Source organism: Ampullimonas aquatilis (assembly GCF_049675895.1).
Lineage (GTDB): Bacteria > Pseudomonadota > Gammaproteobacteria > Burkholderiales > Burkholderiaceae_D > Ampullimonas > Ampullimonas aquatilis.
On record NZ_CP183834.1, the window covers coordinates 2471832 to 2497381 of the forward strand.

The following is a 25550-nucleotide window of genomic DNA, read 5'->3' on the forward strand; positions in this document are numbered from 1 at the left end:
AACTAATCGTTTGGCTGCGTTGCGCAATAGATGACTGAAAAATGTGAAAAACACCGCATTTTTTGTGGCATTGCTCTATTAGCACTCGCCAGTTCCGGATAAGATGACTGGCTGACTGTTGTTGCAGGACAAAATCAATTTCCAGTGATTTGAACTGAACTACAATCCTTTCTTTGGAATTCCTTTAAACAATCCAGCGCCAAGTGCGCCCACCTATTTCTACTCACCACGGAGAATATCATCATGGCAAAAGCTGCTAAGCGTGTTGCAGTTACCGGCGCCGCCGGTCAAATCGGTTATGCCCTTCTGTTTCGCATCGCTTCAGGCGAAATGCTGGGCAAGGATCAACCAGTTATTCTGCAATTGCTAGAGATTCCTGACGAGAAAGCACAAAACGCTCTCAAAGGCGTGATCATGGAGCTGGAAGACTGCGCATTCCCATTATTGGCTGGTATCGAAGCCCATAGCGATCCAATGACCGCTTTTAAAGATACAGACTACGCTTTGCTGGTTGGTGCTCGTCCTCGCGGTCCAGGCATGGAGCGTGCCGATCTGTTGGCTGCCAATGCCCAGATTTTCACCGCTCAAGGTAAAGCACTCAATGCGGTTGCTTCACGTGATGTACGTGTTTTGGTCGTTGGCAACCCAGCCAACACCAATGCCTATATCGCCATGAAATCTGCACCTGATCTGCCTGCTAAAAACTTCACTGCCATGTTGCGTCTGGATCACAACCGTGCTGCATCACAAATTGCTGCCAAAACTGGCAAACCAGTTGCTGCAATCGAAAAACTGGCTGTTTGGGGCAATCACTCTCCAACTATGTATGCTGACTACCGTTTTGCCACCATTGATGGCCAATCAGTCAAAGAAATGATCAATGATGAAGTTTGGAACAAAGACGTGTTCCTGCCAACCGTTGGCAAACGTGGTGCCGCCATTATTGCTGCACGTGGTGTTTCTTCTGCTGCTTCTGCTGCCAATGCTGCCATTGATCACATGCGTGATTGGGCACTAGGTACCAATGGTAAATGGGTCACGATGGGCATTCCTTCCAATGGCGAATACGGCATTCCTAAAGAAGTCATGTTTGGCTACCCAGTCACTTGCGAAAATGGCGAATACAAACTTGTTGAAGGCCTGCCTATTGATGCCTTTTCACAAGAATGCATCAACAAAACCTTGGCAGAGCTGCAAGGCGAACAAGATGGTGTTAAACACCTGCTGTAATTTTTAAGTTGCCAAGCAACTTGATATAAAAGGCGAGATAATTTTCTCGCCTTTTTTTACGCCTTTTTTACAACTTTTGTATGTACTCACTCTCACCCACCGTCATTAATCATCAACATGCATCCGTCCGATCAACTATTTGAAAGTGAAGCCACGTTACCCATGATCCCGGTATGCGATCATTACGCTGGCAGTGAAAAATTGATGCGTAAATCATTGGATTTACAACAGCAGTTAAAAGGCATTTTTGACATCACTTTTGATTGTGAAGATGGCGCGGCCGCTGGCAATGAGCTCGCACATGCGCGACTGGTCGCCCAACTCATCAACACCACAGACAGTACTTATCAACGTGTCGGCATACGGATTCACGATATTGGCCATGCAAGCTGGAAGAATGATATTGATTGCATTTTGGATGGTACCGCAGACCGACTGGCCTACGTCACCTTACCCAAAGTCAGTGGTGTAGCGCAAACCCAGCGTATGATTGACTATATCAATGAAGTAGTGAGCAAAACGGGATTGGCACGACTGGTGCCAATTCATGTGCTGATTGAAAACTATACCGCCCTTTACGAGGCCCGCCAGATTGCGGCCTTGCCCCAGGTGGAATGTCTCAGCTTTGGCATCATGGATTTCGTCTCGGCACATTACGGTACTGTTCCAGGCAGCGCCATGCAATCGCCCGGACAGTTTAGCCACCCGCTGATTCAACGTGCCAAACTCGAAATTGCAGCCGCCTGCCACGCCTACAGTAAAGTCCCGTCACACAATGTCACCACCGAGATTCGTGATCTCACCGTCGTTGCCAATGACGCCGCAAGAGCCCGCTCTGAATTTGGCTACACACGCATGTGGAGCATTCATCCTGAGCAAATTCGTCCCATTGTCAGTGCCTTCAGCCCTGCCCTGACTGATATTGCCGATGCCGAAGCCATTTTGCTGGCAGCTTCAGAAAAACACTGGGGACCAATTCATTACCAGGGAAAACTGCATGACCGCGCCAGTTATCGTTATTACTGGCAAGTACTGCAACGTGCCAAACAGCTTGGCTTGACGCTGAGTGAACCCGTACTGCAACGATTTTTCTCAATTGAATAACGCAAAGAACATGACGAATTCACTGTCAACAGCGCATAATAAGCATACTGGTTGATGTATTTAAACAATTCCAACTTGGCTTACTTAAAAGCGCTTATTTGCATTCAATACCCCCGCAGAACATGAATCACATGGAGCACGCCAAGACTCGATCAGATAAATTGATAGTCGCTTGCCGTTATTTATTACGTTTTTATCCGTACAAAATTTGTTTCAATTCTCTCAATACCTCAATTCACCGATTGCAGTAGAGTCATGCCACCCTGAGCCAGCTTTGGACGATCTGGTGAAGTAGGTGTGATGCAAGCCTTTTTTTGGAGATTAATACATGAAAACTTTTCTGCCCGTTTTAGCAATTTGCAGCTTAGGCTTGCTGGCCGCCTGCAATACCACTCAGCAACCACAAATCAGCCAAGCGGCATCTGCTGTCGCAGCACCGGCAGCTAGTAACGTCGCTGCCGTAACACCAACAGCAAGCGCACTAGTCGCCATTCAGGCAGCTGCGGCAACACCGGTTGAAAGCAGGACTCCCCCGATCGACTGGACCGGTCATCCCGTTGCTGGCGCATATAAATGCGAACTGGGTCGGGCTTTTGACTTAAAAGTACATGACGAAAATAATGCCGAAATTGTCTGGATGAAAAAGAAATATCCATTAAATCGGGTTTCAACTTCCACTGGCGCCATCCGCATGGAAGACCAGAAGACCGGTATGTTCATGATTCAGATTCCATCCAAAACCATTCTGATGAATACCAAGACTGGTAGCCAGTTAGCCAATGAGTGCACCAAAGGCTAATTTGTCTTGAATAAAACTGTCAGTCTGCCAGCATCCAGCTAATACGCTATTGCAGACTGACTTTAAACGCTTTAACCTGATTTACCTGCAGCAATAAATCGATAACATCAACAACTCAACTGCATCCACCACCACCATCGTTCCCAAGTCCGACTGAGAGGAAGCAATGTCCCACAACACCTTTAAAACACTCAAATCCCTTAAACTTGGCAAACATTCAGCCCAGTATTACTCATTACCCGCCTTGGGTAAGGCACTGGGCGTGAATGTTTCACGTCTGCCGGTTTCAATCCGTATTGTTCTCGAATCGGTACTGCGCAATTGTGATGGCCAGAAAGTGACCGAAGAGCACATCAAACAACTGGCCAACTGGAAACCAGTGGCTGATCGTGTCGACGAAATTCCTTTCGTTGTCGCCCGCGTGGTACTGCAAGACTTTACCGGCGTACCACTGCTGGCTGATTTGGCCGCCATGCGCAATGTGGCCGAAAGTGTGGGTAAAAATCCCAAAACCATTGAGCCATTGGTACCTGTGGATCTGGTTGTGGATCACTCGGTCATGATTGACCATTTTGGTTCACCCAAGGCATTGGACCTGAATATGAAACTGGAATTCCAGCGCAACCAGGAGCGCTACGAATTCATGAAATGGGGCATGCAGGCCTTTGACACCTTTGGTGTTGTGCCTCCTGGCTTTGGTATCGTGCATCAAGTGAATTTGGAATATCTGGCGCGCGGCGTTCATAAAAAACATGATGTTTATTATCCAGATACCCTGGTAGGTACTGACAGCCACACCACCATGATCAACGGTATTGGCGTAGTCGGTTGGGGTGTTGGCGGTATTGAAGCCGAGGCTGGTATGCTCGGTCAGCCAGTGTACTTCCTGACCCCTGACGTCGTTGGTTTTGAAATGACCGGCAAGCTGCGTGAAGGCGTCACCGCCACTGACTTGGTATTGACCGTCACCGAAATGCTGCGCAAGGAAAAAGTCGTTGGCAAGTTTGTTGAATTTTTCGGTAAAGGCGTCGCCAGCCTGTCACTGCCTGATCGTGCCACGATTGCCAATATGGCGCCGGAATATGGTGCCACGATGGGTTTCTTTCCAGTCGACGAAAAAACCATCGAATACTTTGAAGGTACTGGTCGCACCAAAGACGAAATTGCCGCCTTCCAGGAATACTTCAAGGCGCAGAAAATGTTTGGTATTCCCAAAGCGGGCGATATCGACTACACCAAAACCGTTAGCCTCGACCTGTCCAAAGTGGCACCGTCACTGGCGGGTCCAAAACGTCCCCAGGATCGGATCGAGATCACGCATCTGGCCAAACAGTTTACCGAGCTGTTTTCCAAACCAACGGCAGAAAACGGCTTTAACCAACCCGCTGAAAAACTCGGCCAAACCTTTACCACCAGCGACGGCATCGACATCAAAAACGGTGATGTACTGATCGCAGCCATCACTTCCTGCACCAACACTTCCAATCCGGGCGTATTGCTGGCCGCCGGTTTGTTGGCTAAAAAAGCGGTGAAGGCTGGCCTCAAGGTCAAAAAACACGTCAAAACCTCGCTGGCACCTGGATCACGGATTGTGACCACTTATCTGGAAAAGGCAGGCTTGCTGCCTTATCTTGAAGAACTGGGTTTTGATGTCGCCGCTTATGGCTGCACCACTTGTATTGGTAATGCGGGCGATCTGACAGGCCCAATCAATGAGGTCATCACCCAGAATGATCTGGTTGGTGCTGCCGTACTCTCCGGCAACCGTAACTTTGAGGCACGGATTCACCCCAATATCAAAGCCAACTTCCTGGCCTCACCACCCTTGGTGGTGGCCTATGCCATTGCCGGCAATGTCACCAAAGATCTGATGACTGAGCCGGTTGGCAAAGGCAAAAATGGCAAGGATGTTTATCTGGGCGACATCTGGCCAACCAGTGAAGAAGTCTACAAACTGATGAAATTTGCCATGAATGGCAAAGCCTTCAAAGCCAATTACGACAAGGTGAAAAACGATCCGGGCAAATTGTGGGAAAAAATCAAGGGCGTCAAAGGACAGGTTTATACCTGGCCAAAAAGCACCTACATTGCCAAACCACCGTTCTTTGACAACTTCAGCCTGACACCCACAGCCGCCGCCTCCGGCGTGCATGGTGCACGCATCATGGCCTTGTTTGGTGATTCCATTACGACTGATCACATTTCGCCAGCAGGTTCCATCAAGGAAGCCACCCCAGGCGGCAAATGGCTGACCGATAACGCCGTAGCCAAGGCGGATTTCAACAGCTACGGTTCACGTCGCGGTAACCATGAAGTGATGATGCGCGGTACCTTTGCCAACGTGCGGATCAAAAACCTGATGATTCCAGCCAAGGATGATGGCTCCCGCGAAGAAGGTGGCCTGACACTGTTCCAACCCAGTGGTGAAAAACTCTATATTTACGATGCGGCCATGCGCTATCAAGCCGAAGGCACACCTACCGTGATTTTTGGTGGCGAAGAATACGGCACCGGTTCATCGCGCGATTGGGCCGCCAAAGGCACACAATTACTCGGTATTAAAGTGGTGGTGGCACGCAGCTTTGAGCGGATTCACCGCTCCAACCTGGTGGGAATGGGCGTTTTGCCACTCCAGTTCAAGGGCAATGATTCCTGGGAAACGCTGGGTTTAAAAGGGAACGAGCAGATTGATGTGGAGCTGGGTGAAGACCTCAAACCGCAACAGGATGCAGCATTGATCATCACCAAAGCCGATGGCAGCAAGCAGGAAATCACCGTCACACTGCGCATTGATACACCGATTGAAGTGGACTATTACAAACACGGCGGTATTTTGCCATTTGTTTTGCGTCAGCTGCTCGCAGCCTAAGCCGTCCACATCAGCCAACCTGCACCGCCCTACATAAGTCTTTTGTAAGGCGGCAGGTACAAACTGACGCTGGATTGATTCCAGCGTTTTTTTTCGCTTTTTCCCTACTCATACCCATAAAGGAGACTGTCTCATGATCAAGATTCTGATCGGTTTTATCATTTTTGCTGCTATCGCCATGTTTGTATTGATGAAAGGCGGCGACAATGTCAGCCTGCAAGGTGAAACCGAAGGCGCCCATCACGAAGAAAAAGCTGCGCCAACTACGACGCCAGCAGCAACACCAGCTACCCCAGCAGCTGCACCTGCTGAAACGACGGCGCCTGCCACAGCCCCCGCAGCCGCACCAGAAACGCCCGCAACACCTGCTGATGCAACCAGCCCAACAACTGAAACTGAAAAAAAATAGTAAAAGCAACAACACCAGGCTCTGCACTTCGCTGAGTTGAAAGACAAAAAGGGAGCTGACATCGCATCAGTTCCCTTTTATTTTGCCTAAATATATACACCCACCAGTAAATTATTTGACCCTTTATTTAAGCACTCAAGGAATAGTATTTATACATATACTCCTTAAAAATGAATAAAAATCACCTTCCAGGTCAGCAGCTGACGTGGTCTTGGCACGCACGATAAGGGTTGCAGCACCTCAATCACACCTGCATATTCATGATTTCGTTATAAGCCTTGACCATCTGATTACGCACCGCCACCAGGGATTGAAAACCCAGATTGGCAGTCTGCCCGGCAATCATGGTTTCTTCCAGGCTGACATCGGGATTGCCCAGCTGAAACTGCTTACCCAGCTCGGTCGCCTGCTGTTGTGACTGATTCACCTTATCCAGCGCACCCTTGAAAGCGTTGGCAAAACTATCGCCGCCAGCAACCGGTGTGGTCGCCACTTTTTTGGCGGCCATGCTGGAACGTAATTGCTCCGTGCCACCAATACTGCCCAGTTTGTCGATCATCACAGCCTCCTTCGATTGACTCAGCCAGCTTGCACACCTTGCACGGTGACTGAAATTGGCGGATTTTCCACCAGACAGTTGTCACTATAGGTGCTACCCAATCATGCCGCGGCTTGGAATAACCCCCCTTTTGCCCCTCTATTCAAGGTTCGGCCAAAAATTCGCCTCGCCATAATGTGGCTACGGATTGAAGTGAAATCCGCAACTTAACAATTGGGATACGAGGTCAGTATTTTATGGACGCGATTCAAGCGCAAACCCCACCAGCAGGCAGCTCACTGCCCATGCTCGACAACTTTCGCCAGCTACCGCCGCAAAGCAAGCTGACTTTGTTGTTTGGCGTGCCCCTGGTGCTGGCTGCCGTTATCGGGTTGCTGATCTGGTTGCAACAGCCTGATTACCGGGTTCTGTTCACCAATCTGACTGACAAGGATGGCGGCGCCATTGTTGCCTCATTGGCACAAATGAATGTGCAATATAAATATTCCGAAGGCGGCACGGCGATTCTGGTACCTTCCGACAAAGTCCATGATGCCCGGCTCAAACTGGCGTCACAAGGCTTGCCCAAAGGCAGCATTGTGGGTTTTGAGCTGCTGGAAAATCCTAAATTGGGCATGACCCAGTTTCAGGAGCAGATCAATTACCAACGTGCATTAGAAGGCGAGCTGGCACGCTCGATCCAGTCGCTCTCGGCTGTACAGACTGCCCGTGTGCACCTGGCCATACCCAAACAATCTGTCTTCATGCGTGAACAGCAAAAGCCGACTGCGTCGGTTTTGTTATCCGTTTATCCCGGTCGCGTGCTGGATCGTTCGCAAATTGCAGGCATTGCCCACCTGGTTTCCAGCAGCCTGCCCGGCCTGCCCTATCAAAACGTCAATATCGTCGATCAAAGTGGCAGTCTGTTGTCGGCATCCAGCAATCCGGATGGTTCTGATCTGGATGGCAATCAGCTCAATTATGTGAATCAGGTCGAGCAGAGTTACAGCAAACGCATTATTGATATTCTCGGCCCGGTTGTCGGTGCCGAAAACGTGCGTGCGCAAGTATCGGCCGATGTCGATTTCAGCCAGACCGAATCGACTGCCGAGAGCTTCAAGCCAAATCAGGCACCTGACAATATGGTGATCCGCAGCCAGCAGATCAGCCAATCCTCTGACGCAGGCGCAGGCAGCACACCACAGGGCATTCCGGGTGCCTTATCCAATCAGCCACCAGGCTTGGCTACTGCGCCGATTGCAGGTCAACCAGGCCAGGCCACTCCCACCAATCCGGCACAGGCTGCCGCCGCTGGTGGAGCCGCAACTGCAGCTGGCTCCAGCCGTAAAGATGCCACCACCAATTATGAAGTGGACAAAACCGTACGCCACACTCGTAATGCGGTGGGTCAGATCAAACGCCTGTCTGCAGCCGTCGTACTTAACAACAAACAGGTCAATGGCAAAGCCGTACCGTTGACCGAAAAAGAAATTGAACAGATGACCGGCCTGGTGCGTGAAGCGATTGGCTTCTCCAAGGAGCGTGGTGATACATTGAATGTCACCACTGCCGCCTATGCCAGCACACCCAAAGGCGATAACAGCGAACTGGCCATCTGGAAAGATCCGGAAAACCGTCAAATGGCCAAAGAGTTTGGCAAGATGGCGCTGATAGCTGGCGTGGTCTTGTACCTGATTTTTGGAGTACTCAAGCCCATGATCAAAAATGCCTCCAAAGTCGTGGTACCACCACCTGCTCTACCCAATAACAATCGCATGGAAGAAGATGGCGTTGCACTCAAGTTGTCACATGATAGTCAACATATTCCTGCCGAAATCACACCGAGTGAAGCACAACTTTTAACGACTGACTCACTGAATCGTGCCCGTACCCTGGCACAGCAGGATCCTCGTGTTGTCGCCAATATCGTCAGTGGCTGGGTATCAGGTAAAGGCAAGGAATAAGCAATGAGTAACGAAAACGATGGATTGGTGGATGGCGCCATTTTGCTCATGTCATTGGGCGAAGAGCAGGCCGCTGAAGTCTTGAAATATCTGGCACCCCGCGAAGTGCAAAAGCTGGGTACCCAAATGGCCAAGCTGAAAAGCATTTCACGGGAAAAGATGGACAAGGTGCTGGGCAGATTTCATTCAGAAGCCGATGAAAATACCAGCTTTGGCATTGATAGCGACGCCTATCTGCGCGATGTGCTGACCAAGGCACTGGGTGACGACAAGGCCAATCTGCTGCTTAACCGTATCTTGGACAATAGCGATACCAGCGGTATTGAAAGTCTCAAATTTATGGAAGCCAGCTCAGTCGCTGAACTGATTCGTAACGAACATCCACAAATCATTGCCTCCATCATTGTGCACTTGGAACGCGACCAGGCTGCCCAGGTTCTCGCCCTGTTTACCGATCGGCTCAAAGCGGATGTGATGTTGCGCATTGTCACGCTGGACGGTATTCAGCCACTGGCAATGCGTGAACTCAATGATGTGCTGTCCAAGTTACTCACCTCAGGCGAAGTCAACTCCAAAAAAACCGCCCTTGGTGGTGTGGATATTGCCGCTGAAATTCTCAACTTTGCCGGCAGTGCGCAAGAACAGATCATCATCGATTCCATCAAGGAATACGACGAAGAATTGGCGCAAAAGATTTCCGACAAGATGTTCACCTTCGATAACATTCTCGATATTGACGACCGTGGCATTCAAACCCTGCTGCGTGAAATTCAATCCGAATCGCTCATCATTGCACTCAAGGGTGCCAATGAAGCCATGCGTGAAAAAATCTTCAAGAATATGTCGAGTCGTGCTGCCGAAATGCTGCGTGAAGATCTGGAATCACGCGGGCCGGTCCGGGTTTCCGAAGTCGAAGCCGAACAGAAAGAAATTCTCAAAGTGGTCCGACGCCTGTCCGAAGAAGGACAGATCATGCTCGGTGGTAGTGGTGGTGGCGATGATGCCTTCGTTTAATAACAAGGCAAACTCAACATGGCATTACTAAGCTCAGACAATATTTCCGCTTCCGCCCACATCCCCGTGCAACGTTGGGAAATGGGCTCGCTCGATTCCGGGAATGGTAAAAACTCGCATCAGTCGCAACATCGAGAAACCGAAGAAAGTCGTCGCGCTGCCCTTGCCCAGGGATTTGAGCAGGGTTATGCCGAAGGTCTCAAGCAAGGCCAAGCCGATGGTGAACGCATGGTCAGAAGCGAGACCCAGCAACGTGCCGATATACAAATCAACGAAATTCGCCAACTTGTAGTTGGCACCGAACAAGCGGTTTTTCACTTGCAGGAAAAAGTCGGACAACAGGTCATGAATCTGGCCATCGAGTTGACCCGGCAAATTCTCAATCAGGAAATCACACAAAATCCGCAGGCCATTCTGGCGATTGTGCGCGATGCAATTGCCCAGATCAGTAATCATGAAAAACCCGCGCAATTACTGGTTCACCCACAAGATGCGGCCACGCTCAGACAGTTCATGAATGACGAGCTCGGTTTTGCCGGTTGCCGCATTGTGGAAGATCTGCGGATTGCCTGCGGTGGCTGCAGGATTGTCAGCAATAGTGGTGAAATCGATGCCCAAGTGGAAACCCGTTGGAAGCGCGTGCTCGCCACCATTACCGGTGCGCTGGAAAAAGTACCCGAATTGCAGCAGCCCGATATGATTGAAGCCAGCGCAAACCATGACAACGAGGTAGCGCCATGAAAACCGACAGCCTTGATCAAATCTTGGGCTGGTCGCAACTCGACCGACTACTGCTCGATTGCCAGAATCATGCACAGGCAGCCACACCCAATAAGGTACAAGGCAAATTGGTACGTGTTGCTGGCCTGGTGATGGAAGCAGCCGGACTGCGTTTGCCCGTTGGTTCAACCTGCACGATTTTGCAGGAAGGCATGGCCCCGGCCGAAGCTGAAGTCGTTGGCTTTTCCGGCAACCGGCTGTTCCTGATGCCCGCCTCGGAGGTCTACGGACTGACTCCTGGAGCAATTGTGGTGCCGCAAGATCTACAGCATCCAGCACCAATCTATGGCACAGCCTCGCATCCTTGGCGTCGTGCCGAAGATCGCACCAAACATTTACCCGTTGGTGAAGGCTTGCTCGGACGCATCATTGATGGCGGTGGTCGTCCATTGGATCGTCTTGGACCTTTAAAATTTGAACGTCATGCGCCGCTGGCCGCCCGCCCTGTTAACCCGATTGAGCGTGAGCCCGTCTCTCAAGCAATGGACGTAGGTGTCCGTACGATTAACTCCCTGCTCACAGTGGGTCGTGGTCAGCGGATGGGTTTATTTGCCGGTTCTGGCGTCGGTAAATCAGTGTTGCTGGGAATGATGGCGCGCTATACCACTGCCGACGTGACCGTCGTTGGCCTGATTGGCGAACGGGGCCGAGAAGTCAAAGAATTCATTGAAGATATTTTGGGCGAAGAAGGCCTGAAACGCTCCGTCGTTGTGGCTGCGCCAGCTGATGCTGCACCATTGATGCGCCTGCAAGGGGCCGCTTACGCCACTTTGATTGCCGAGCATTTTCGTGATCAGGGCAAAAACGTTCTGCTGATCATGGACTCACTGACTCGTTACGCCATGGCACAACGGGAAATTGCATTGGCAATTGGTGAACCACCCGCCACCAAAGGCTATCCGCCCTCCGTCTTTGCCAAACTACCGGCACTGGTTGAGCGGGCTGGCAATGGTGGCGCCAAGGGTGGTTCCATCACAGCTTTTTACACCGTGCTCACCGAAGGTGACGATCAGCAGGATCCGATTGCCGACGCCGCCCGCGCGATTCTGGATGGCCATATCGTGCTGAACCGATCATTGGCAGAAGCGGGGCATTATCCTGCGATTGATATTGAACAATCGATTTCACGTGTGATGCACAACATTGTCACGCCAGAGCGTCTGAATGCGGCGCGCACGCTGAAGGGTCTGTTTTCCAAATACATGCGCAATCGAGATCTGATCAGCGTTGGCGCTTATATAGAAGGCAGTGATCCACAATTGGATAGAGCGATTCGGCTTTATCCAGAGATTGAAAAATTTTTGCAGCAGACCATGCACGAAAGTGCCGGAATGGACGAAAGCGAGCAAGCATTGTCAGCTCTGCTCACCCGTGTTTAAAAATTAACGATAACGATCAACCAATATGTCTCATGCCTTGAAAATTCTGATCGAGCAATCTGAAAAACGTGCCACCGAACTGGCCAGCCAGATGCAGCAGATCCAGTTACGTCACCATGCCGCCAAGGAAAAAAAGCAGACGTTGGAATCGTATCGGCATGATTATGCACAACGTTATAACCAGTTTGCCACCGATGAAACGCGCGGCAGATTGACGCAGGAAATTGAAAATTTCATGTCCTTTTTAGCCAAGCTCGATGAAGCCATCCGCATGGCGGATCGCGATATTTTTCTGGTGGCTTCGGCACTTGAAAAAGCCCGTGATGCCTGGAATCAGGAACAGAAAAAAGGCAAGGCTTACCAGACACTCATGCAACGACAGCAACAAAAAGTGCAAAAGAAACAAGATCAGCAATTACAGAAGAATCAGGACGAATTTGCCATGCGCAAATACTTTGACAACCAGCAGGCTTCTATCGACGAAGCCATGTGAAGGAATGACCATGTCCGAAATCAATCAGGCCAGCGCCAAACCCACCGTCAGCAAACCAGCGAGTACGCAAAACAGTGCTCAGAATGCACGCAGCAATCAGGCCAAAACCGCAACTGGCAATCCTGTCGGCAGCTTTAATACCTTGTTGAGTGACGCACTCAATCTGGGACAAAATGATGCGCTCAATATAGAGAGTGCAGTGAAAACCACTGACGCCCAACCAAGTACCGAAGCCAACACCGATAAAACCAAGGATATTGGCACAGAAGAAGATAAATCGTTAGCATCAACGGAAGCGACATCAACCCCAGCAAATGATGCCGCTGCCCAGATCATGCAAATGGCGCAATATCAGCAACAGGCCAAAACGACTGCACCAGTTACAGAAAATCAACCGACTGACAACTTGCAAGACACGCAAATTGCGCTGCTGGATGACAACAGCGGTAAAGCCCCTGGCAAAAGCAATAAAGGACATGCCACACTCAAACCAGGTGCCAATGGTAGTGCCAGTGATAAAAATGGCAAGCTGAGTAGTTTGGGTGATAATACTAAGCAAGTGACCGATACGGTCGACAAGCAACACGGTAAAACACAGGCGAGCACCGATAACCAGACCACCACGGCACTCAATCCACAGGCCTTGCAGAGTGGCGAAAAAACCAGCGAATCATTTAAAACTGCACTGGACAATGCCTTGCCATCAGTAACAGGCAACGCCGCACTCCAAAATACCAATGCGAGTGGGAGCAATCCCGTCACGACTCCCATGCAAATTGATGTCCCCGTCTATAGCCCGCAATTCCCTGCGGCGGTTCATGACAAGGTGAGTCTGGCAATCAAGCAAAATATGCAGGAAGCCGAGATCAATCTGAATCCAGGCGATATGGGCCCGATCAAGATTCGTATCAAACTGGGTGAAAACAAGGAAACCACCTCCATTGAGTTCTTGGCCCAAAACCCGGAAACCCGCCGTATTTTAGAAGGTGCGGCCAGTAACTTGCGCGATCTGTTCAACCAGTCGGGTGTCGCTCTTGATCAAATGACTTTTAATCAAAGCAGTGCAGGACAGGACTTTGCCCGCGCTTCATCAGATCACGCCTCCGATCAGTCATCCGGTCAGCGTGGTCAAGCAGGTGGTGCCGTGCGAGGTGACAATGGCAACACCGAGCTAGCAGGACAGGAGTCGTCCATGCGCACGGTCAAGTCATTGGGTCTGGTGGACACTTTTGCCTGATTTTGCCTGAAACAGATTGACGAAAATACCAACCAGACAAACGATCAACCCGCTATTTCTGGCCAATTTAAGCCAATCCACCCGTCCGCCACGCGGGCTGGTGTGACTTATTTCACTGCGCCAGCCCGTTTGGGGTTGCACGCCTTCAAATAGATACGCTTTTACCCTGCTATTCCCGACTTAATAAAGCCTCATTACTGCCGACAATACGTACAGATGAACTTTACCTTGTGCGGAGAAAAAAATGTCCACAGCAGCAGTTGCCGAAAATGCCGAAGCCCCAGCAGGTGGCAAGAAAAAGAAAAAAATGATGATCATCATTATTGCCGCACTGGTTGTCGTGCTGGCAGGTGGTGGTGCAGCCGCATTCCTCCTGATGAAGCCTGCCAAGCATGGCAAAAAAGCCAAAGATGTCGGTGCCGAAGGTGAGGAAGAACATGCCAGCGAAGAAGATGCCAAAAAACATCCGCCAGCCTTTGTGCCACTGGACAATTTTGTGGTCAATCTGGCAGGAACCGATGAGCACTATCTGCAAATTGGTATCACCCTGGAAACCAAAGATCACAAATCAGAAGAGGAACTGAAAGTCTATATGCCGATGATTCGCAGCAGGATTTTGCTGTTGCTATCGAGCAAAACGGCTGAAGATCTCAACAATGTCGATGGCAAGCGCAAGCTGGCTGGTGAAATTCTGGACATTGCCCGTGAACCGATTGGCAAAGAAGGCAAGAGCATGATCAAGAATGTACATTTTGCTTCCTTTGTGATTCAGTAAACAGGAGTAATGCATGTCTGGTGACAAGTTTCTTTCTCAAGACGAAGTTGATGCGCTGCTCAAGGGCGTCAACGGCGAAGAGGACGAGGTCGAACAGGAAGCGCCAGCGGCGGGCGTACGCCCGTACAACATCGCCAAGCAAGAACGGATTGTTCGTGGGCGTATGCCGACGATGGAGATCATCAATGATCGCTTTGCCCGTAATCTGCGTATCGGCATTTTCAATTTTTTACGACGCAGCCCCGAAATTTCGATCGATCAGATCAAGGTCACCAAATACAGCGAATTTTTGAAGAACCTGGTGGTCCCCACCAATCTGAATATTCTGCAAATGCGGCCCTTGCGTGGCAGTGCCCTGATCGTGATGGACCCCAATCTGGTGTTTCTGGTCATCGACAATATGTTTGGTGGTGATGGCCGTTTTAAAACCCGGATTGAAGGTCGTGACTTTTCACCGACCGAGTTGCGCATCATTACCCGCATGCTTGAGATGGTGATGGATGAATACCAGAAAGCCTGGGCACCAGTCTATCCTTTGAAATTTGATTATTTGCGTTCGGAAATGCATACTCAGTTTGCCAATGTGGCGACACCTTCCGAGATTGTGATTACCAGTACCTTCAATATTGAGTTGGGCAATGCTGGTGGTGCCATGCACATCATGATTCCTTATTCGGGTATCGAACCGGTACGTGACCTGCTCTATAACGCCATTCAGGGCGAACAGGGTGAAAGTGATAAACGCTGGCTGGGCATGTTGCAAAAACAGGTGCAGATTGCAGAAGTTGAACTGGTTGCCAATCTGGCCAATACCCAGATTCCCTTGCAGGATATTTTGCATATGAAAGTGGGGGATGTCATTCCGATTGATATCAAACCCGTCATCACGGCAGAAGTTGATGGCATGCCCTTGTTTAACTGCAAATATGGCACGCTCAATGGCAATTATTCAATACGTGTAGAAGAAATCCTGGCCGTCAATCAATCAGACAATCTGCTTGGTGATGTGCACGGACGCTGAACAAAACGGGAGTAACAATGACTGATGATGAATTGGCTGCGGCCTTGACTGAAAATGCAACAGATGCTGCTGGCGATGACGATGAAATTGACTGGGACGCAGCGCTGGCTGAACAAGCTGCCGCCACCGCTGCGGCAGCACCCACTACCCAGGCTTCGGGCTTGACAGCGGGGGTGGTCGATCCAGCACAGGTCATCAACAAACCCAATAATTTATTCCAGAATCTGGGTGGTGCCGGTGTCAGTGGCATGGCCAATGACATTGACATGATCCTGGATATTCCAGTGCAGCTCACGGTAGAACTGGGACGTACCAAGATTGCCATTAAACAGATCTTGCACCTGGCCCAAGGTTCGGTGATTGAACTTGATGGCCTGGCTGGTGAACCAATGGATGTACTGGTCAATGGTTGCCTGATTGCGCAAGGTGAAGTGGTGGTGGTTAATGACAAGTTTGGGATTCGTCTGACTGACATCGTCACACCATCCGAGCGGATTCGCAAACTGAATCGCTAAACCGATAACACAGTCAATCATCACTAACCAACTCTGATTAACTAAGCACTTTATGCTGCCGTCATTTAAAAAAAATAAACCCCACACCAGCCTGACTGCCGGTGTGATAGCTGCCCTGATCGTATTAACGACACTGCCACTAAAAACTTTAGCGGCAGAAGCCATCAAAAATAATACCGTTGCGCCAGTTGCAGTGACGCCCATGTCAACCGTGCCACAGATGGTGCTCGGCCTGCTGCTGGTTTTAGGTCTGATCATGGGTGCCGCGTGGGTACTCAAGCGCATGGGCATGACCAATACCCAGCCGACCAGTCTGCTCAAAGTGGTGTCGAGTATTTCAGTCGGCACACGTGAACGGGTTGCCGTGATCGAAGTTGACAACACCTGGGTGGTGGTCGGCATTACCGCCAGTGGCATCACCGCGCTTCATACCCAAACCAAAGGTGCATTACCCGAGTCAGCACTGAACAACCCCCATGCCGCTGCAGGCTTTGCCCGCGTGCTGGAACAATTCAAGCAGAAAAAATCATGAACTGGCACCCACGTATTTTATTACTGACCGGTGCGCTCAAGATCTTGACTCAGCACAACCGCACAAAATGGCTGGCCGTGTTGTCCACCATCCTGTTATTGACGGTGCCTGCCACTGCCATGGCACAAGCCAATGGTCTAGCTGCTTTGACTGGCAGCCCTGGCCCCGGCGGGAGCACCACCTACTCGGTTTCCATTCAGACCTTGCTGATCTTTGGTGCACTGTCACTGCTCCCGGCAGTGCTGTTGCTGATGACTGGCTTTACGCGAATTGTGATTGTGTTGTCGCTGCTGCGTACCGCCATGGGCACCCAAAGCGCCCCACCCACTCAGGTGTTGATTGGGCTGTCGCTGTTCCTCACTTTTTATGTCATGTCACCGGTGCTCGACAAGATTTATAACGAAGCCTACAAGCCCTATACCGCCAACCAGATTCAGTTTGATGAAGCACTGGATCGTGCCCAATCGCCGCTCAAAGGTTTTATGGCCAAGCAGGTACGCGAGGCCGATCTGGCGCTCTTCATGAAGTTTGCCGAAGAAGGCAATGTCGCACCCGAAGTGGCCACGGCCAAAAAGGCCGAAGACCTGCCGCTGCGGGTGTTGGTACCAGCCTTTGTGACGAGCGAACTGAAAACTGCTTTTCAGATCGGCTTTCTGATTTTTATTCCATTTTTAATTATTGATATGGTAGTGGCCAGCGTACTGATGTCGATGGGCATGATGATGCTCTCGCCGGTGCTGATTTCATTGCCCTTCAAGCTCATGCTGTTTGTACTGGTCGATGGCTGGAACCTCTTGATTGGTTCGCTGATTACCAGTTTTGCTACCTAAACCCAATAAGGAACCAAGATCATGTTTACGACGCAAACCGTCATGACTGTCGGCCAGGAAGCATTGCGCATGACGCTGCTGCTGGCCGCTCCCTTGCTGATTGCCGCGCTCGCCGTCGGTCTGATCATCAGCATCTTTCAGGCTGCCACGCAAATCAACGAAGCCACGCTCTCCTTCATTCCCAAGGTGATTGCGGTTTTTTTGGTGCTGCTGTTGGTCGGCCCGTGGATGCTGCAAACCATGCTCGACTATATGCGCAATGTGCTCACCAGCTTTCCGCACATGATCGGCTGATCGTACCAGCCCGCCGCCACTCGCTCAACAGATCGGCATCGCATGTTCAGCTTCACCACCGATCAGGTTTCCTTATGGATTGCCCAGTTCATCTGGCCATTTGTGCGGATCTTGTCGCTCTTCACTTTTGCGCCGGTGCTGTCCCAACGCAATATCCCCCAGCGCGTCAAACTCGCCAGCGCGGTAGTGCTGACCATCGTGATTGCGCCGCTGATTCCCGACTTTGCCCGCCCCGTATTGCAAGATATCTATAGCGTGCAGGGCATTGTGCTGTTGGCCGAACAATTACTGGTTGGCTTTGTGATGGGTTTTTCGCTCAAGCTGGTCTTTGCGGCGATGGAAACGGCCGGTGAATTCATCGGCCTGCAAATGGGCATTTCGTTTGCCACCTTTGTCGACCCGCAAAATGCCCGCCCAACGCCCATCATTGGCAGCCTGATGAATATTCTCGCCATGCTGGTGTTTTTGGGGCTCAACGGCCATCTATCCCTCATCATGTCGATTGCCGAAAGTTTTACCGTAGTGCCCATCAGCAGTGATGCCCATGCCGGTTTTAACTGGCTGGCACTAACCCAACAAGGTGGGCAACTGTTTGCGCTCGGTTTACATCTGGCGTTGCCAATTATCGCGGTGATCATGATCTGTAATATGGCGCTGGCAGTATTGGCGCGCTCAGCCCCGCAGATCAACATTTTTTCCATCAGCTTTGCCATCACCATGCTGGCTGGCCTGTTTGCCCTCTTTGCCATGCTGCCAGGGCTGTCACAACTCCTCGAAACCGCTCTGGGTACCAACCCAATTGAACTCTTGAAGTAGTCAAAATAAGCATTTTTTAAGGAGTATATTTAAATATAGACTGCTTAAGTGCTTATTTATTTGCTTAATTTTTTTACTATCCCAGAGTATATTTTATCATCAGTGATTATCCACGCAGTGATTGCCCATGTCCTGCCCCAGCTATCATCGGATTGATTTATCTGGTTGATGAGTTGATGACATCATCATTAAATCAATAAAAACATATTTATATTGTTTTATTGATTCTAATTGAGTAGACTGGCGACTCTTTTCAATCACACAACCAGGAGAAATCATCATGGGTCAGCCAATCGCCATCCCAACCCGTCGTCAACTCATCAAAAGCAGCGGCTTGTCCGTTGCCGCATTTGGCCTGTTAATGGGCAGCAGCAAACTTGCCATGGCCGCCTCCAAAGCACCTAGCGAAGGTGATATCGCCATCTTGAACGTGGCCTTGGGTCTGGAACACGAAGCCATCGCCGCTTACCAGATTGGTGCCGAATCGGGCCTGCTCAAAGGCGGTGTACTGGATGTGGCCGTGCTGTTTCAAAGCCATCACAAAGCGCACCGAGAAGCACAGATTGCCACGATTGAACACCTCGGTGGCAAACCGGTTGCCGCCAAAACCATGGACGAATACATGAAAAGCAGCAAGCTCAATGTGGCTGCCATCAAGACTGACAAAGACGTGCTGAAACTGGCACAGCGCCTGGAACTGGGTGCCGTCAATGCCTACATCGGTGTGATGCCATCATTTGCCGACCGCGAACTGTCCAAAGTGGCGGCTCGTTTGCTGGCCGATGAAACCATGCATTACACCGCACTGACGCAGGCTCTGAGTGAGCCTTTGCCTAAACCAGGTCTGTCATTTGGCGCTTGATTTTGTATTTGACTGGTCTTGCATGATTTGACGAAGCAAGACCAATGGTCGATCAATTGTTGGTGCGTGACTGGCAAAAGTCATCATCACGCACCCAATTTGTCTGACAATTTGATTTGCACGCACCGTGATTTGCACACGTCGATTTGCTTGCCATCCTGCCCGGTGGCAAGCTTTTCTCGCTGAATACTGTTTTAGCCAATTGATAACGACACCCAATATGCGCACAGTCTTGCTGATTATTTTTACGATCTTCATGAACATCACAACATCGGCCCAAGCCGCAGGCGATCTGGTGCGCGGCGAGCAACTCTATAGCGCCCGCTGCGGCGCCTGCCATGCCATTGACGACAACGGCGCCGGGCCGCGTCATCGCAATGTCGTGGGAAGAATTGCCGCCACCCAAGCAGGCTACGAGTATTCCAGCGCCTTAAAAAAATCCGGACTGCGCTGGACCTTGCACAATCTGGATCGCTGGCTGGCCAATCCCAATCAACTGGTGCCCGGCAATAAAATGGTCGTGCAATTAGCCAATGATGCCAAGGATCGACAAGACATCATTGCCTATCTTGAGGCACAATCAGCAGCAACCCGACCGGGTACGGTAAACCGCCGCAAATAGTCTGACAGGTATGATCCTGGTGCCAGGAACCTGTTTGCATGGACCAGCATCCGATCAATGGCAAGTCATCTGGCGACGCAGGGAGTCTGAATACGTGGAAGAAATCTCAATCATCGAGTTATACGGCGCAACTCAAAAAAAATTGCTGGAAAGCCTATTGCATCACCCCGATGGCATGTCGGTGGAAGAACTGGTGAACGATCTGGAAATTTCCACCAATGCTGTGCGCCAGCATCTGGCCGCACTGGAGCGCGACAATATGATTGAGCGGGCGGGTCAACGCCCTACCGGTCGTCGCCCGGAGATGTGTTACGCGCTCACCGCTCACGGACAAGAAGCCTTTCCGCGCCGTTACCGACAACTGGCCGAGCATCTGATTGAAGAAATCTGCGAAACCATCGGCCCCGACGCCCTCGCCGCCACCATGCAAAAAATGGGCACCAAAGCTGGTAAACAAGTCGGCAATGGTCTCGCTAAAACCGACAGCGTCGCTGCCTTATTGCGTGAAGCGGGTTACGATGCGCAGCAAACGCCCGATCAGCCTGACGAAGTGGTCGCCCATAATTGCGTTTTTCATCGCCTCGCTGAACGCTACCCCGCCGTCTGCCAATATGACCTGGCCTTCATGGCCGCTGCCACTGGCGCTGAAATCGAGCATAAGGAATGCATCATTCGCCAAGACTCGGTCTGTCGCTTCAAATTTGTTCGCCACAGCTAGATCACTTTTCTAGCCACCGCCAGTGTGAGGCTCACTCAACACATTGAGGCAAATTATCCTTGCACGTAATTCAAAAGCCTTTTTAACTTTTCATTGAACCCAATATGCATATTTAGCAACAGTTGACGTATTAACTGTAGGCTTTAATTGAAATAAGCGCCATGTAACATTGTGTAAAGAATTTCACGTAATTCACATATCCATCATATTTATATGTTTTAATACGATCCGCCTCCTTTAAAAAAGAGGTTGAGATGTATGAACACATAACACTTTCACAAATAAATAGTCGAGGGATATGATGAAAAAAATATTATTGGCAGCCATTCCGCTGCTGTGCTCCAGCATGTTGACAACACCAGCTTTGGCCGACACCGTGCATGCGCGCTTTCCCAAACTGCCACGCCACAAGGATCATGTTTTCACCCGCATGTTTCCCAACCTGCCGCCGTTTGCCAAAGAAACCGACCTGACCCGTGAAGCCGTCAAACTCCTGGGTGCGCAAGGTGGTCTGCTGGATGCCAAAGACAACCTGACCGATCCAATTCAGTCCATCGTCAATCAGCCGGTGTTTAGTCCCAACAACTTTGACAACCCCGCTATGACAGCGGGAGTGACCTTCTTTGGCCAGTTTTTGGATCACGACATCACGCTCGACAAAAAATCACCCTTGCTGGAAAACAGCAAACCGCGCAAGACCGTCAACTTCAGAACTGCCGCGTTTGATCTGGACTCACTCTATGGTGATGGCCCGCAAGACTCACCCGAACTGTATGATCCCAGCTCGGGCTATATCAAATTCATCGTCCAGCCCATTCCCGGTTCCGAACTGGTTTCGCGGCATGGTGCCGTGCGTTACGACTTGCAACGTGACGCCAATAACGAGGCCATCATCGGCGATAGCCGTAATGATGAAAACGTGATCCTGTCGCAGTTTCATCTGGCCATGCTGCGTTTCCACAATGCCGTGACCGACTATCTGGTCACCCAACCTGCCTATCGCCAAGCTTCACCACAACAGGTGTTTAACGAAGCGCAAAAACTGGTGCGCTGGCATTATCAGTGGATCATCCTGCACGAATTCCTGCCACTCACAATCGGTCAGGATCGACTCGATCAGATCCTCTCCGAAGGCTTGCAGTATTACAAGATTGATCAGCCTGAATATTTCTTCCAGCGCGAAGACGGCTCGAGAACACCACGTATCCCAATTGAGTTTTCGGTAGCGGCTTATCGCTTTGGTCACTCTCAGGTACGGCCAAGTTACCGCCTCAATTTCGGCCCGACCGGCGGTTCACCGTTCTTTGCCTTTATTTTTGACGACAGCCTTGACCCCAACGCCACCGATCCGAACGATTTACGTGGCGGCAAACGCGCGCCACGACGCTTTGTGGACTGGCAAACCTTTTTCAATTTTGGCGATGGCAACTTCCGCCCCAATAAAATCATTGATACCAAACTGTCCACTCCCTTGATGCTCTTGCCGGGTTCGCGTGCGCCATCACCCGGCTTGCCCGATGATGGCGTGCAATCGCTGGCGTCACGCAATCTGATGCGCCACGTCAACTTTGGACTGCCTTCGGGTCAGGCAATTGCCAAAAAAATGAATCTGCCGGCTTTGACTGCGGCACAATTAAGCGAGCTGGCGCCCTACTCCATGCAAAACAGCACCCCGCTCTGGTATTACGTGCTGAAAGAAGCAGAAGTCATGGAACATGGCACACGCATGGGTCCGGTGGGCTCACGGATTGTGGGTGAAGTATTTGTTGGCCTCATGCAGGCTGACCCTGGTGCCTACCTGAGCCAACGTTCAAACTGGACACCAACCCTGCCCGCTGCCGGTGGCATCGGTACCTTCAAGATGACCGACTTGCTCAACTTTGCCGGCGTTGTGCCGCCGCTTTAATCAAGCACCACGCCAGCCAGCAACAGTCAACAATCGCGCCATCGCTGGCTGGCGTGCCAGTTTCTGTTTTCCCCAACCAGACCGTGTTGATTCCCCCCGTCAGATCACACATTCCCCCGTACTGGTTGGGACTTTTATTGCATATCTGCAGCAAGCTGTTTGCCTGTGGGTTCAATCATAAAGACCTGTCCTACCATGAATATCGATCACTTCCTCATCAATCTGATGCGTCTGGAGTTTGGCTTTACCGCCTGCTTTCACTATATTTTTGTACCGCTTACCTTAGGGTTGATCTTTTGCATCGCCTGCATGGAAAGCCTGTTGGTACTCACCCGCAATCACAACTGGCGCATCGCCGCACGGTTTGCCATGCGATTTTTTGTGCTGGCCTGGCTGATCGGCATTGCCACTGGCTATCCATTGCGACATCAACTCAATACCAACTGGGGCGATTACGCCAGCTATGTCACCCCCGTTCTGGGACAGATCATGGCCATCGAATCGTATATCGGCCCCATCATGTTGACCTCGGTCATCCTGCTGGCCTTGCTGGGTGACTGGCTCTGGCCCATGTTACGCCTGACCCTGAGCTGGACATTGACTGGCGCGATGGCTGCCCAGGCCGCGGCCATTCTGTCGATGAATGCCTGGATGCAACATCCCACTGGCAGCAACTTTGTCATGCATGAAGTGCAATTGCTATCACTGACCGATGTCTTTATGAATCCGGTTGCCATCGCCAAAACTTGGCACACACTCAGCGCAGCATTGGTCTGTGGCACCACCTTTATTTTCGTGATCAGTCTGGTCTATCTGTATCAACGTCGCCATCAGGCCTTGAGTCGACTGATGTTGCGACTGGCCCTGCCACTGGGCTTGCTGGCCACGCTCAGCACCCTGGTCAGTGGGCATCTGAGTGTGGACTATGTGGCGCATTATCAGCCCATGAAATTTGCCGCCTTTGAAGGACTCTGGGAACAGGAAGATGGTCCGGCCGGATTGAGTTTATATGGCGTGCCCAATATGCAAAATCAACAGACCCGTGATGAGATCAAGATTCCTTACCTGATGAGCATTCTGACCGGCAATGGCTTGAATGGCTCGCCGTTGGGGATTCGTGAAATTCGTCAGAATGAAGCCGAGAAGATTCGCCAGGCTCTGCAGATGACGCCTGAAGACGGAGGTTTTCAAGCCTTGCAGGGTTATCGTGCCTTGTTTACTCAAACCAGGGTACAGTCTGAAGGCGAGCTGGATGATGCCAGTGTGATTGAACTGGCTGCCCAAAAAACCGTGCCCAATGTACCCGTGTTGTTTGGCAGTTTTCGTGTCATGGTATCGGTGGGCATGATCATGCTGGCGGTGTTCAGCCTGCCCTTGTTGCTGCGATCACGCTGGCGTAACGATCAGGCACGCTGGTCCATGCGTTGCCTGCCCTGGGTTTTGCCGTTGCCCTGGCTTGCCACCATGGCTGGCTGGATAGTCGCGGAAATGGGCCGCCAACCCTGGGTCATCTATGGTTATTTGCCAACGGTGCAGGCAGCCCAATTACCGAGCCTCAATCAGGGCGTGTTTGGTCTGATCTTTTATATTGTCTGTTATTTGATCACCGGCATGGGCTTTGTGTTGGCTACCCGCTGGCTGGTGGATCATGGCCCCATGGCCAGTTGTGTACCCACTTCACTGTTACAGCCATGGTTTCGCCATCAGACCAAACTCAATCGCAATGAATCAGCATAAAGCTGCAGCATCGGTCAGCAAGCACTGTCAGTCACATCTGGTGCCTGACAGCAGACTGTCTGCCTTCGTCGTCAAAACAAGCAATTTTATGGAGTATATGCAAATACCGTCTGTTTAAGTGCGTATTTACTTGTTAATTTTTTTTACTATTAGAGAGTATATACGTTGAAAAATTTGTATGCGTTATTGCGACATTGATTGATGGCGCGCAATCATTTTTGACAATTTGCCGCTATACTGCACAATGTAGCCAATTGTTTTCAACAATCCAATACGTACCGGCAAGAAAAGGAGACGGCATGAGCGATAACACGGCAAAACTGGCATTGATCACCGGTGGCATGGGGGGCTTGGGCGAAGCTTTGTGTCGAAAACTGGCACAAAGCGGTTTTCGTGTGGTGACGACATTTTCATCACGCAATACCCAGGCGCAAGACTGGCTGGCGCGGCAAAAAGCCGACGGCTTTGATTTTCACGCCTATCCGATGGACGTGACCCAGTTTGAATCATGCAAAGTCAGTGTCGCCAACATCATGGCCGAGCACGGCACGATTGAAGTACTGGTCAACAATGCGGGCATTACCCGTGATGCCACACTGAAAAAAATGCAGCTCGAAGACTGGCGCGCAGTCTTGTCCACCAATCTGGATAGCGTCTTTCATCTCTCTAAATTGGTGATTGATGGCATGCTCGAAAAACAATGGGGCCGCATCATCAATATCTCGTCAGTCAATGGTCAGCGCGGCGCGTTTGGGCAAGTCAATTACGCTGCCGCCAAAGCCGGCATGCATGGTTTTACCAAGGCACTGGCGCTCGAAGTGGCCAAAAAACATATCACGGTCAACACTGTTTCACCCGGCTACTTGAATACCAAGATGGTGGCTGCCATTCCTGCCGAGATTTTACAAAGCAAGATCCTGCCCGAAATTCCCGTCGGCCGTCTGGGTGAGCCTGCCGAAGTGGCTGATCTGGTGAGCTGGCTTTGTTCCGACTCCGCCGCCTTTGTCACCGGCGCCAATTTTGCCATCAATGGCGGTCAACACATGTATTGAGCCTGACAGACCTTTCATCATAAAGGTCTGTCAACGTCACCAAATTGTCATTGA

The 25550-nt window shown here is 50.8% G+C and carries 27 protein-coding genes; 24 read left to right on the top strand and 3 right to left on the bottom strand.

Annotated elements, in window-relative coordinates; translation table 11 throughout:
• Positions 1-243 precede the first annotated feature (243 nt).
• The 5 genes from ACMYR3_RS11490 to ACMYR3_RS11510 all read left to right on the top strand — a co-directional run bounded on the left by ACMYR3_RS11490 (position 244) and on the right by ACMYR3_RS11510 (position 6411).
• Complete coding sequence (locus ACMYR3_RS11490; RefSeq protein WP_424192087.1) at positions 244-1230, top strand: malate dehydrogenase; 987 nt, start codon at positions 244-246, stop codon at positions 1228-1230.
• A gap of 117 nt (positions 1231-1347) precedes the next feature.
• A complete protein-coding gene (locus ACMYR3_RS11495) occupies positions 1348-2334 on the top strand; it encodes an HpcH/HpaI aldolase/citrate lyase family protein (protein WP_424192088.1) in 987 nt (328 codons plus the stop codon).
• 328 nt (positions 2335-2662) lie between these two features.
• Positions 2663-3133 carry a hypothetical protein gene (locus ACMYR3_RS11500; RefSeq protein ID WP_424192089.1) on the top strand — a complete coding sequence of 157 codons (471 nt, stop codon included), beginning with the start codon at positions 2663-2665 and terminating at the stop codon, positions 3131-3133.
• 166 nt (positions 3134-3299) lie between these two features.
• Positions 3300-6002: an aconitate hydratase AcnA gene (gene acnA / locus ACMYR3_RS11505; protein WP_424192090.1), complete on the top strand. Its 2703-nt coding sequence runs from the start codon at positions 3300-3302 to the stop codon at positions 6000-6002.
• Positions 6003-6135: 133 nt separating this feature from the next.
• Positions 6136-6411, top strand: coding sequence for a hypothetical protein (locus ACMYR3_RS11510; RefSeq protein WP_424192091.1), 276 nt, complete (start codon positions 6136-6138; stop codon positions 6409-6411).
• Between the two features lie 244 nt (positions 6412-6655).
• Here the strand turns inward: ACMYR3_RS11510 and fliE are convergent, their stop codons facing one another.
• Positions 6656-6970: a flagellar hook-basal body complex protein FliE gene (fliE, locus tag ACMYR3_RS11515; RefSeq protein ID WP_424192092.1), complete on the bottom strand. Its 315-nt coding sequence runs from the start codon at positions 6968-6970 to the stop codon at positions 6656-6658.
• A 236-nt stretch (positions 6971-7206) separates the two neighbouring features.
• On the opposite strand from fliE, the gene fliF reads away from it, so the two are divergent.
• From fliF to fliR, 13 genes are all read left to right on the top strand, one after another.
• Positions 7207-8913, top strand: coding sequence for a flagellar basal-body MS-ring/collar protein FliF (gene fliF / locus ACMYR3_RS11520; RefSeq protein ID WP_424192093.1), 1707 nt, complete (start codon positions 7207-7209; stop codon positions 8911-8913).
• Between the two features lie 3 nt (positions 8914-8916).
• Positions 8917-9927, top strand: coding sequence for a flagellar motor switch protein FliG (gene fliG, locus ACMYR3_RS11525; protein WP_424192094.1), 1011 nt, complete (start codon positions 8917-8919; stop codon positions 9925-9927).
• 18 nt (positions 9928-9945) lie between these two features.
• Positions 9946-10668: a FliH/SctL family protein gene (locus ACMYR3_RS11530; protein ID WP_424192095.1), complete on the top strand. Its 723-nt coding sequence runs from the start codon at positions 9946-9948 to the stop codon at positions 10666-10668.
• Entirely contained in the window at positions 10665-12086 is a 1422-nt protein-coding gene (gene fliI, locus ACMYR3_RS11535; protein WP_424192096.1) for a flagellar protein export ATPase FliI, read from the top strand. Before ACMYR3_RS11530 ends, fliI begins: the two co-directional genes overlap by 4 nt.
• 25 nt (positions 12087-12111) lie before the next feature.
• Positions 12112-12579 (top strand): flagellar export protein FliJ, encoded by a 468-nt coding sequence (locus ACMYR3_RS11540; protein ID WP_424192097.1) that lies wholly within the window; start codon positions 12112-12114, stop codon positions 12577-12579.
• 10 nt (positions 12580-12589) lie between these two features.
• Positions 12590-13816: a flagellar hook-length control protein FliK gene (locus ACMYR3_RS11545; protein ID WP_424192098.1), complete on the top strand. Its 1227-nt coding sequence runs from the start codon at positions 12590-12592 to the stop codon at positions 13814-13816.
• Between the two features lie 244 nt (positions 13817-14060).
• Positions 14061-14591, top strand: a complete 531-nt coding sequence (fliL, locus tag ACMYR3_RS11550; RefSeq protein WP_424192099.1) for a flagellar basal body-associated protein FliL — start codon at positions 14061-14063, stop codon at positions 14589-14591.
• 13 nt (positions 14592-14604) lie between these two features.
• Positions 14605-15612 (top strand): flagellar motor switch protein FliM, encoded by a 1008-nt coding sequence (fliM, locus tag ACMYR3_RS11555; RefSeq protein WP_424192100.1) that lies wholly within the window; start codon positions 14605-14607, stop codon positions 15610-15612.
• Between the two features lie 17 nt (positions 15613-15629).
• Positions 15630-16127, top strand: a complete 498-nt coding sequence (fliN, locus tag ACMYR3_RS11560) for a flagellar motor switch protein FliN (RefSeq protein ID WP_424192101.1) — start codon at positions 15630-15632, stop codon at positions 16125-16127.
• A 52-nt stretch (positions 16128-16179) separates the two neighbouring features.
• Positions 16180-16659 carry a flagellar biosynthetic protein FliO gene (gene fliO, locus ACMYR3_RS11565; RefSeq protein WP_424192102.1) on the top strand — a complete coding sequence of 160 codons (480 nt, stop codon included), beginning with the start codon at positions 16180-16182 and terminating at the stop codon, positions 16657-16659.
• Positions 16656-17489 (top strand): flagellar type III secretion system pore protein FliP, encoded by an 834-nt coding sequence (gene fliP / locus ACMYR3_RS11570; RefSeq protein ID WP_424192103.1) that lies wholly within the window; start codon positions 16656-16658, stop codon positions 17487-17489. The genes fliO and fliP overlap by 4 nt, the downstream gene beginning before the upstream one ends.
• Positions 17490-17510: 21 nt before the next feature.
• Positions 17511-17783: a flagellar biosynthesis protein FliQ gene (gene fliQ, locus ACMYR3_RS11575; protein WP_424192104.1), complete on the top strand. Its 273-nt coding sequence runs from the start codon at positions 17511-17513 to the stop codon at positions 17781-17783.
• 42 nt (positions 17784-17825) lie between these two features.
• Positions 17826-18599 carry a flagellar biosynthetic protein FliR gene (gene fliR / locus ACMYR3_RS11580; RefSeq protein ID WP_424192105.1) on the top strand — a complete coding sequence of 258 codons (774 nt, stop codon included), beginning with the start codon at positions 17826-17828 and terminating at the stop codon, positions 18597-18599.
• Between the two features lie 144 nt (positions 18600-18743).
• Here fliR and ACMYR3_RS11585 read toward each other — a convergent pair whose 3' ends face one another.
• Positions 18744-18881 (bottom strand): hypothetical protein, encoded by a 138-nt coding sequence (locus tag ACMYR3_RS11585; protein WP_424192106.1) that lies wholly within the window; start codon positions 18879-18881, stop codon positions 18744-18746.
• Here ACMYR3_RS11585 and ACMYR3_RS11590 point away from each other — a divergent pair.
• Positions 18880-19461, top strand: coding sequence for a ferritin-like domain-containing protein (locus tag ACMYR3_RS11590; RefSeq protein ID WP_424192107.1), 582 nt, complete (start codon positions 18880-18882; stop codon positions 19459-19461). The two genes, ACMYR3_RS11585 and ACMYR3_RS11590, sit on opposite strands and share 2 nt — an antisense overlap.
• Here ACMYR3_RS11590 and ACMYR3_RS11595 read toward each other — a convergent pair.
• Positions 19447-19719, bottom strand: a complete 273-nt coding sequence (locus ACMYR3_RS11595) for a hypothetical protein (protein ID WP_424192108.1) — start codon at positions 19717-19719, stop codon at positions 19447-19449. The genes ACMYR3_RS11590 and ACMYR3_RS11595 overlap by 15 nt on opposite strands.
• Between ACMYR3_RS11595 and ACMYR3_RS11600 the strand changes: the two genes are divergently transcribed.
• The 5 genes from ACMYR3_RS11600 to phbB all read left to right on the top strand — a co-directional run bounded on the left by ACMYR3_RS11600 (position 19718) and on the right by phbB (position 25496).
• Positions 19718-20083 (top strand): c-type cytochrome, encoded by a 366-nt coding sequence (locus ACMYR3_RS11600; protein ID WP_424192109.1) that lies wholly within the window; start codon positions 19718-19720, stop codon positions 20081-20083. The two genes, ACMYR3_RS11595 and ACMYR3_RS11600, sit on opposite strands and share 2 nt — an antisense overlap.
• A gap of 34 nt (positions 20084-20117) precedes the next feature.
• Entirely contained in the window at positions 20118-20801 is a 684-nt protein-coding gene (locus ACMYR3_RS11605) for a helix-turn-helix transcriptional regulator (protein WP_424192110.1), read from the top strand.
• A 298-nt stretch (positions 20802-21099) separates the two neighbouring features.
• On the top strand, positions 21100-22707 hold the full coding sequence (locus tag ACMYR3_RS11610) for a peroxidase family protein (protein ID WP_424192111.1): 1608 nt from the start codon (positions 21100-21102) through the stop codon (positions 22705-22707).
• Positions 22708-22902: 195 nt separating this feature from the next.
• The gene (locus tag ACMYR3_RS11615) at positions 22903-24444 is read left to right on the top strand and encodes a cytochrome ubiquinol oxidase subunit I (protein WP_424192112.1); all 1542 of its coding nucleotides are present in this window, start codon (positions 22903-22905) and stop codon (positions 24442-24444) included.
• A gap of 299 nt (positions 24445-24743) precedes the next feature.
• Positions 24744-25496, top strand: a complete 753-nt coding sequence (gene phbB / locus ACMYR3_RS11620) for an acetoacetyl-CoA reductase (RefSeq protein ID WP_424192113.1) — start codon at positions 24744-24746, stop codon at positions 25494-25496.
• Positions 25497-25550: the final 54 nt, after the last annotated feature.